The sequence below is a fragment of the Pseudomonas sp. JV245A genome (genome assembly GCF_032424515.1).
Lineage (GTDB): Bacteria > Pseudomonadota > Gammaproteobacteria > Pseudomonadales > Pseudomonadaceae > Aquipseudomonas > Aquipseudomonas protegens.
In genome coordinates, this window is the sequence record NZ_VYKE01000294.1 from 1 (window position 1) to 3,125 (window position 3,125).

The window sequence follows — 3,125 nt, forward strand, 5'->3', positions numbered from 1 at the left end:
GCTCCTACGGGTTCCACCGTCAGTTCGTGGGGTTATACCGCCACGCGGGAGGTGGAGCCGATGACCGTCTCCAGCACACTGAAGTCGATCCACTCGCGCACGTCGAAACGCCGGGGAATGAACTGCCAGCGATGCAGGAAATCGGTGAAGTCCTGCAAGGCCTCGATGGATCGCGCATCCAGGGTGGTGCGCAGGCGTCGGTGGGCATCCTCGCCATAGGCGGCCGCCACCCAGTACTCGCTGGTGTTCAGTTCCCGGGCCAGGAAGCGCCGGGTTTCCTCGGGGTTGGCCCAGGCCCATTGTTCGGTGCGCAATACGGTGTCGACGATCTTCACGCTGGCGTCGAAGTGCTCGCGCAGCAGGTGGGTGTCCACGGTCAGGGTACGCGGGGTGCCGTTGTTGGAGCGGATCAGCGGGTCGGGGTGGGAGCCGGTGTCCACAACCACCTGCAGGCCGAACTCGTTGGCCAGGTGCACGGCGTGGGCGCCCTTGAGGAAGATCGCATCGATGTCGCCCCGCAGCAGGCCGATCAGTTCGTTGTTGCGCCGGCTGAAGCGGGTCACCCCAAGGCTCACTTCGGAACCGTACAGGTGCTGCTTCTGCTCGTCGCTGTAGGTGCCGCCGTAGGGGTAGTCCACCAGTTCCACGTCGGCCACTTCCAGGCCTTCTAACCTGAGGGCGTTCTCCAGGCCGCGCAGGGCCTGGGCCCGGGTGAAGTCGATCTGCACGTTGGCCCACTTGGGCAGGCCGAAGCGCCGGTTCTTCAGGTCGCGGATGCTCTTCACGCCGCTTTCGGCGGTGGTCAGGATCAACTGCACCTCGTCGCTCCAGGACAAGCCCAGGACCCGGGTCTGCACGCCGCTGGAGTAGGCCCAGATGGCCGGGATGTTGCCGCCGTGGCGCACCGAGTTCTGCAGGTGGTGGTCGTAGTGGGCCTCGCGCACTTCGCGTTCGCTGGATTCGCGCAGGGACTGGATATTGGTGCCGAACGGCAGGAAGGCCTCTGCCAGGCGTCCGGACTGTACCGCGATGCCGAGCCCGGTGGGCACCGGGCTGTGGGTGTACCAGAGGGTATCGAGTGATTTGCTCATAAGGGTCTTCAGTTCGAATCCATGAAACCTGGCGCGGTCAGCCGGCCAGAGCGGTAGGGGTAGCCAGCAGCGCATCCAGCGGCCGGCGGTCGATCCATTGGCGCACATCCACCTGCTGCGGGATGAAGCGCCAGCGCCGCAGGAAGGCGCTGAAATCCTGCAAGGCGTCGATGGCCTGTTCTTCCAGGCCGGTGCCCAGGCGCAGGTGGGCATCCTCGCCATAGGCGGCGCTGATCCAGTACTCGCTGCTGTTGGTTTCCCGGGCCAGGTAGCGGCGTGTGTCTTCCGGGTGGTGGCGGGCCCAGTCTTCGGCCCGCAGCACCGCGCCGAGAATCCCGGTGGCGACGTCCAAGTGCTGCTCCAGCAGATGACTGTCCACCGTCAGGGTGCGCGGTGTGCCGTTGTTGCAGCGGATCAGCGGGTCGGGGTGGGCGCCGGTGTCGATCAGGGTACGCAGGCCGAACTCATGGGCATGGCGGGCGGCGCTGGCGCCCTTGAGGAAGATCGCGTCGACTTCGCCTCGCAGCAGGCCCTGCAGTTCCAGGTTGCGTCCGCTGCTGGGCTGGGCGCTGACCGGGGTGTCGGCCAGGGTCTGCACCTGGGGGTCGCTGAAGGTGCCGCCGTAGCGGTAGTTCACCAGTTGCAGGTCGCCCACTTGCAGGCCGTCCAGGCCCAGGGCGTTTTCCAGGCCGCGCAGGGCCTGGGCGCGGGTGAAGTCGATCTGTGCGCCGGCCCAGTCCGGCAGGCCGAAGCGTCGGCCCTTGAGGTCCTTGATGCGGTGGATGCCGCTGTCGGCACGGGTCAGGATCAGTTGCACCTCATCGGCCCAGGACAGGCCGATCAGCCGGGTTTCCCGGCCCTGGGCCCGGGCCCAGAGGGCCGGGATGCTGCCGCCGTGGCGCACCGAGTTGCGCAGGCTGTGATCGAAGTGCGACTCGCGCACGGCCTGGTCGCTGGACTCGCGCAGCGACTGCACCTGGGTGCCGAGGGCGCCGAGGCTGTCTTGCAGCCAGCCTTTCTGCACGGCAATGCCCAGGCCCGTGGGGACCGGGCAGCGGGTGTACCAGAGGGTATCCAGAGGATGGGACATGAACGGGCTCCTTATAGGCTCAGGCGCGGGCCTGTAGCGGCGTCGCCTGGGCGACGGGGCGTTGGTGCACCAGGGGCAGGACTTCCTGGCCGATGCGCAGGGCTTCTTCCAGGTGCGGGTTGCCCGCCAGGATGAAGGTGGAGAAACCGGCATCGCGGTACTCCGCCAGGCGCTCGGCAACGTTCTGGTGGCTGCCCACCAGGCCTACGGTGGGCCCCGGCTTGGCCTTGGCGAAGCCGGCCCAGAGGTTGGGGCCGAGGATCAGGTCGTCGAAGCGGTCGACGTTCTGGTGGTAGGCGGTCTGCCGCGCTGCGCCCACCGAATCCGAGCCGCTGGTGAAGTTCTTGGCGATCAGGCTGCCCTTGCCTTCGAGCTTGTCGAACTGACGGCGCAGGTCGGCCCAGGCCTGCTCTTCGGTTTCCCGGGCGAACAGATCGACCCGCAGGCCGAAGCGCACCGTGCGCCCCTGTTTGTCCGCCAGCTCGCGAACTCGCTCGATGTGGGGCTTGAGCTGGTCGATGGGCTCGGCCCAGTTGAGGTAGACGTCGGCGTGCCGCGCCGCCACGTCCAGGGCCGCATCGGAGAAACCGGAAAAATACACCCCCGGCTTGCGTTCCTGCTGCAGGCCCGGGGGCAGGGCGCCGTTCTCCAGCTGGTAGATATCGCCGTCATAGGAGAAGCGTTCGTTCTGCCACAGGCCCTGGATGATGTCGAGGAACTCGCCGGTGCGCTGGTAGCGCCGGTCGTGGTCCAGGTAATCGCCATTGGCTCGCTGGCTGACCGGGTTGCCGCCGGTGATGATGTTCCAGTCCAGGCGGCCGTGGCTGAGGTTCTGCAGGATCGCCGCCTGTTGGGCGGCGTAGGCCGGCAGGGTCCAGGTGGCCTGGAAGGCGATCAGAAAGCGGATGCGCCGGGTTTCCCGGGCCAGGGCCGCGGCCACCACC

Annotated in this window: 3 protein-coding genes; all 3 read right to left on the bottom strand. The window is 67.5% G+C overall.

Going from position 1 to position 3,125, the window contains the following annotated elements:
- Positions 1-32: 32 nt before the first annotated feature.
- Positions 33-1,091: an ABC transporter substrate-binding protein gene (locus F6S12_RS30755; protein WP_011061460.1), complete on the bottom strand. Its 1,059-nt coding sequence runs from the start codon at positions 1,089-1,091 to the stop codon at positions 33-35.
- 37 nt (positions 1,092-1,128) lie between these two features.
- Positions 1,129-2,181 (bottom strand): ABC transporter substrate-binding protein, encoded by a 1,053-nt coding sequence (locus F6S12_RS30760; protein ID WP_152686232.1) that lies wholly within the window; start codon positions 2,179-2,181, stop codon positions 1,129-1,131.
- Positions 2,182-2,200: 19 nt separating this feature from the next.
- Positions 2,201-3,125, bottom strand: a 925-nt coding sequence (locus F6S12_RS30765) for an LLM class flavin-dependent oxidoreductase (RefSeq protein ID WP_315869764.1), incomplete at its 5' end; no start/stop codon positions are given.